This window comes from Bradyrhizobium huanghuaihaiense (assembly GCF_007830635.1).
Taxonomy (GTDB): domain Bacteria; phylum Pseudomonadota; class Alphaproteobacteria; order Rhizobiales; family Xanthobacteraceae; genus Bradyrhizobium; species Bradyrhizobium huanghuaihaiense.
Genome location: NZ_VLLA01000078.1, coordinates 1 through 5,965, shown reverse-complemented (window position 1 = coordinate 5,965; position 5,965 = coordinate 1). Strand labels below are relative to the sequence as shown.

The 5,965-nt window shown below is 65.1% G+C and carries 2 protein-coding genes; both read right to left on the bottom strand.

Annotation, left to right across the window (positions count from 1 at the left end):
• On the bottom strand, window positions 1-3,359 hold a 3,359-nt coding region (locus tag IQ16_RS47225; protein ID WP_283812215.1), incomplete at its 3' end, for an AMP-binding protein.
• Window positions 3,356-5,965, bottom strand: a 2,610-nt coding sequence (locus IQ16_RS47220) for a condensation domain-containing protein (protein ID WP_283812214.1), incomplete at its 5' end; no start/stop codon positions are given. The genes IQ16_RS47220 and IQ16_RS47225, both read right to left, overlap by 4 nt.

Below are 5,965 nucleotides of genomic sequence, written 5' to 3'. Positions count from 1 at the left end.
ACCGCACCGAACGGCACGGGCGCGCCATGGCCATCCAGCAGGTACACCCGCGTGTTGGCAATTGGGCGCCCGATCGGGACCACCGACCCATTGAAATCAGCCGGGCAAGTCCAGATCGTCGCGCAGACTGTTGCCTCGGTCGGGCCATAAGCATTGACCATTGATGCTGGGGCCAGACTTCGGATGAGTTCAGGCTTAGGCAGCTCTCCGGCAAGAATGAGAACTTGCGCAGCCAAACGTTCCGGATCCTTGCTCGTCTGAAGCAACGCTGGGGGTAGTGTCGCGTGGGTGATGGCTTCGCTTCGGAGATAATCCGATAGCTTGTTCCTCGCTTGACGGATCTCTTCCGCAGGCAAGTGCAAAGCCGCTCCGGAGCCAAACGCCATAAGAAGCTCCCAAGCGCTTGCATCAAAAGCGATGGAGGCGAACTGCACGACTCGGCTGTTGGAAGAAGCGCCAAAGAGGCCGACCTGAGCCGACAGCAGATTGACCAACCCCCGATGCTGGACCATGACCCCCTTTGGGGTTCCGGTTGAGCCTGAGGTGTAGATCACATAAGCGAGATGGCCGGATGTGAGGCCAAGCGTGTGCCGGTCTGGGTTCGAAGCCGGCCGTTCGGCCCAGGCGGGCGTGGCCGTCTCCAGATCAATGACCGTCACCTCGGTCAGCACTTCGGGGCCGAGTGCTGCGCGACCGACGACGTCGCATAGCAGCAGCCGCGGCGCGGCATCGTTGACAACCTGACGCAGCCGCTCGCTGGGATAGGCTGGGTCCAGCGGCAGATAGGCACCGCCCGCCTTCAGGATCGCCAAGATGCCAACCATCATCATCAGGCTGCGTTCGAGGCAGATTGCCACCGGCTGGTCCGGCTTGACCCCAAGCTCGATCAGAAGATGCGCCAGCCGGTTGGCCCGCGCGTTGAGCTCGCCATAGCTCAGCCGCTCGTTTTCGCAGACCAGCGCCACCGCCTCCGGCGCCTTTTGCACCTGCGCCTCGAACAGCTCATGGACGCACTGCTCTGTTGGATAGGCCTCTTCCGTCCGGTTCAGATCCTCCAGCAGATAGGTGCGCTCCTCAGCCGGCAAGATGTCGAGCTCGCGTACCGGCGTATCCGGGGCATGCTCCAGCGCCTCTGCCAGCTGCTCGAGCGACCGCTGCATGTAGCCGCAGATCCGATCCGCCGAGATTGGCTCCGCCACCTGCACAGTGAGGCCCAGCGCCTCGCCAAAATCCTCAACCGACAGGGTCAGCGGATAGTTAGTGCGTTCCTCCCCGCCCAGCCATTCCATACCCGACAAGACATCATCCGTCCCGGAGCCGGGCACAGCCGGCGCCTTGTTGTGACGATAGTTCAACAGCGTGCTGAACAGCGGCGCCGACGCCGCAATAGCGCTGCAGCGCTGCGCCAGCGCCAGCGAGGCATGCTCATGTGTCAGCAGCTCGGCCAGCCGGGCGTGCGTGGTCCGCACGCTCGCCTCGACGGCGGTCCCATCAAGATCAAGCCGCAGCGGCAGGGTGTTGATGAACAGTCCCATGGCGCGGTCGGCGCCGGCGCTGCCCTGCAGGCGGCCCAGCAGCACCGTGCCGAACACCACCTGCTCGCGGCCGCTGCTGCGCGCCACCACCTGCCCCCACGCCAGATGGCACAGGCTCGCCAGACTCACGCCCAGCCGCCGCGCCTGTTCCGCCAGCCGCGCATGGAGCGCTGGCGGCAGCATCCGATACGCCTCACGAACCCCGCCGCCGTCGCCGCGCACCTCGCTCAAGTTGAAGGGCGTGGTCGGCTCGTCGATGCCGGCCAGCAGCTCCCGGAAGAACGCTTCATCCGCCTTGGCATCACCGCGTAGATGCGCCTGCGCCACCAGATTGCGGAATGGCTGCGGCGCCGTCAGCTCATGCTCGCGCCCCTCCAGCTTGGCCCGGACTTCAGCATGCATCACGTCCCGGGTTGCGTGATCCCCGATCAGATGATGCTGCAGCTCCAGCAACAGCCAGCGCGCGCTGCCGGGCTCGCGCGCAATCACAAACCGCAGCAGTGGCGCCCGGCCGAGCTCGATGCGGTGCCGGCGCGGATCAAACCGGTTCCTGAGCTGCTCAGCGCCAGCGCCATCAGCGCCATCCAGCTGGACCTCGATCACCTCCAGTCGCGCCTTCCGCCACACCACCTGGACCGGCCGCGACAACCCCTCCCAGACAAACGAGGTACGCAGGATGTCATGCCGATCTACCACCCGCTGGATCGCGGCAAGATAGCGCGCGAGCAGCCCACGCTCGGCAAACGCCATCTGCGACACCAGGAGGTATGGATCGCCCTTTGCCGCTAGCAAATGATGGAACAGGATGCCGTCCTGCAGCGGCGACAGACCGTAAATGTCCTGGATGTTGCAGCCGGGTACCGTGGCGATGATCCGGTCGATCTCGTCCTGCGCGAGCTCGATCAGCGGCAACATCTCCGGCGTTATCGCCACGCTCCGCTCGGTGATCAGGTTGGCCGGGACTGCCACCTCGTGATGGCGGCCCAGGCGTGCGGCCAGATCCGCGAGCACTGGCTTGACGAACAAGGTGCGCACCTCGATGCGCAGTGACCGCCGCCGCAGATGCTCCATCATCTGCACCGCCAAGAGCGAGTGCCCTCCCAGTTCGAAGAAGTTGTCGTGCCGTCCGACCCGCTCCAGCCCCAGCAGCTCGGCCCAGATCTGCGCCAGCACCGTCTCCATCTCGCCCTGAGGCGGCGCGTAGGTCCGCCGCGCATATGCCTCGTCGCCCGGGGCCGGTAGCGCTTTTCGATCGAGCTTGCCGTTCAGCGTCAGCGGAAGCGCCGCCAGCCGCACGAACGCACTCGGGACCATGTAGTCCGGCAGCCCCGCACTCACATGCGCCCGCAAACCGCCGGCAAGATCAGATTCCTCAGCTCCGGCGGCAACGACATACGCAACGAGCCGCTGCTCGCCGCCACCATCCTCGCGCGCCACCACCACCGCCTCGCGCACGGAGGCATGCTCGCAAAGCCGCGCCGCAATCTCGCCCGGTTCGATGCGGAAGCCGCGAATCTTTACCTGGTCGTCGTTGCGCCCTAAAAACTCCAGATTGCCGTCCGGCAGGTAGCGCGCCAGGTCGCCGGTCCGGTACAGCCGGTCGCCCTCGACAAAGGGACTGGGGATGAACCGCTCCGCGGTCAGCTCAGGGCGGTTCAGGTAGCCCCGCGCCACCCCCGCCCCGCCAATGCAGAGCTCGGCCACCGCACCGAACGGCACAGGCGCGCCATGACCATCCAGCAAGTAGACCCGCGTGTTGGCAATAGGGCGGCCAATCGGGACGATGGCCTCATCAAACTCAGCCGGGCAGCTCCAGGATGTCACGTCGATCGCGGCTTCAGTCGGACCGTAAAGATTGTGCAGGGCGTCCAGGGCAATACGCGCCGAACCCTATACACACTGGCGGCAGGGAGCGCCTCGCCGCTGCATAAAACCTGCCGCAGCGATGTGCAGCGGTCAACACTCTTCGCATCCAAAAAGCTGACCAGCATGGATGGCACGAAGTGAACCGTCGTGATGCGCTGGCTGACGATCAAGTCGACCAACGTATCGGGATCTCTGTGCGCACCGGGCGGCGCCAGTACCAGCGTTGCCCCTTCAAGCAAAGTCCAAAAGAACTCCCAGGCCGAGACATCGAAGCTAAATGGCGTCTTCTGCAACACGACGTCTGTTGGTTTCAGACCATAGGCGTCCTGCATCCAGATCAGGCGATTAACGATAGCCCGATGCTCATTCTGTGCCCCTTTTGGCCTGCCGGTGGATCCCGAGGTGTAGATCACATAGGCGAGATTGCGGGAGGTCAGGCTGAGCGCGCGCCGATCAGGATCCGCTTCCGGCAGGCTGGCCCAGGCCGGCGCCGCAGCATCGAGCTCCACCACGCTCACCTTGGCCGGCACATCCGCGCCGAAGGCGGCACGGCCGGCCACATCGGCCAGCAGCAGCGGCGGCGCCGCATCGTCGAGCACCTGATGCAGCCGCGCCGACGGATAGGCCGGATCCAGCGGCATATACGACCCGCCGGCCTCGAGGATCGCCAAAAGCCCCACCACCATCATCGGACTGCGCTCGACGCAGATCGCAACCGGCTGGTCCGGCCTGACCCCGAGGGCGATCAAGTGATGCGCCAGGCGGTTGGCCCGCACATTGAGCTCGGCATAGCTCAGTTGCTCATCTTCGCAGACCACCGCCACCGCATCCGGCGCCTTGTGCACCTGCACTTCAAACAGCTCGTGGATGCACCGCTCCGCAGGATACGGCGCCGCCGTCCGGTTCAGCTCCTCCAGCAGATACGTGCGCTCGGCAGTCGAGAGCAGCTCAATCCGGTGGACCTCTTGCTGCGCATCGGCTGCCATCGCCCGCAGCAGCGCCAGCAGATAACCACGCTGCCGCTCGATCGTCGCCTGATCAAACAGCGCCGTGGCATAACCCAGCGTTCCGGCGATCTCCTCGCCATGCTCGCCAAGGCTCAGCTCCAGATCGTACTTGGCCTGATCAATCTCCTCCCCGGCAGCTTCGACACTCAGCCCCGGCAGGTCCAATGGCCCAACCGCATTGTTCTCCCAGGCCAGCATCACCTGGAACAACGGTGTGTGATCAAGAGCCCGGGGCGGCTGCACGATCTCCACCACCTGCTCGAACGGCAGGTCCTGATGCTCCTGCGCAGCCAGCACCGTGCGCCGCGTCCGCTCCAGAAGCTCCGACACGCGCGGCTTGCCCGACAGGTCCAGCCGAAGCGCCAGAGTGTTGACGAAGAAGCCGATCAGCTCTTCGATCTCGCGGTGCCCCCGATTGGCGCTCGGCACGCCAATCACAAGATCGTCCTGCCCGGACAGACGCGACAGCACCGCCGCCCAGGCCGCCAGCACCGTCATGAACAACGTCGAGCCATGCTGCAGGCTCAGCCGCTTCAGCTCCCGCGTCAAATCCGCATCGACGGTGATCGGGACCGCGGCCGCGGCAAACGACTGCTGGGCAGGCCGCGCATGGTCCGTCGGCAAGACAAGACGGGCTGTGCCCGCCAGCGCGCTGCGCCAATACTGCGCCTGCTGCTGCAACCGTTCCCCCGACAGCCATTGGCGTTGCCAGGCGGCGTAATCCGGATATTGGATCGCAAGCGGCGGCAGAGGATCGTCCTGCCCGGCCTGGAATGCCCGGTAGAGCTGGCTAAGTTCACGCAGCAGCACGCCCATCGACCAACCGTCCGAGACGATGTGATGCTGGGTCAGCAGGAAGACGTGTTCCTCGTCGGCGGTGCGGATCAGCCGACCGCGGATCAGCGGACCGCGCGCAAGATCGAACGGCGTGCGCCCCTCTTCATGGCACAGATCCAAAAATGCCGCTTCCGCATCCGATCTCTCCCGCAGATCATGCTCAACTATTGGCAGACCCGCGTCCGGCGGCAAAACCTCAACCCGGGGCTTGCCCTGGGTCGCGACAAACACACTGCGCAGCGCCTCATGACGTGCAAACAGACGGTTAAGGCTGCGCTGCCAGGCGCTGCGGTCGAGCATCCCGCGCAATCGCAAGGCCAGCGGAATGTGATAGTTGGTGCTGCCTTCGTTCAGCTGAGCCAAAAACCATAGCCGCTGCTGCGCAAACGACAGCACAAGCGGCTCATGCCGCGACACGGCTGCAATCGACGGCAGCTCTTGCGGACCCGAGCAGCTCAACAGCTCGACGATGCTTGCCGCCAGGTCACTCAACACTGGCCTTGCGAACAGCGTCGACAGTGGCAGTTCGACCCCGACAGCCTGTGACAGCCGGCTCGACATCTGCACGGCCAAGAGCGAGTGGCCGCCCAGTTCGAAGAAGTGGTCGTTGCGCCCGATGCGCTCGACACCAAGGAGCTCGGCCCAGATCTGCGCCAGCGCCGTCTCGACCTCACCTTGCGGTAACTGGTAGGCCGCCAGCGCATAGGCCTGATCGGACGG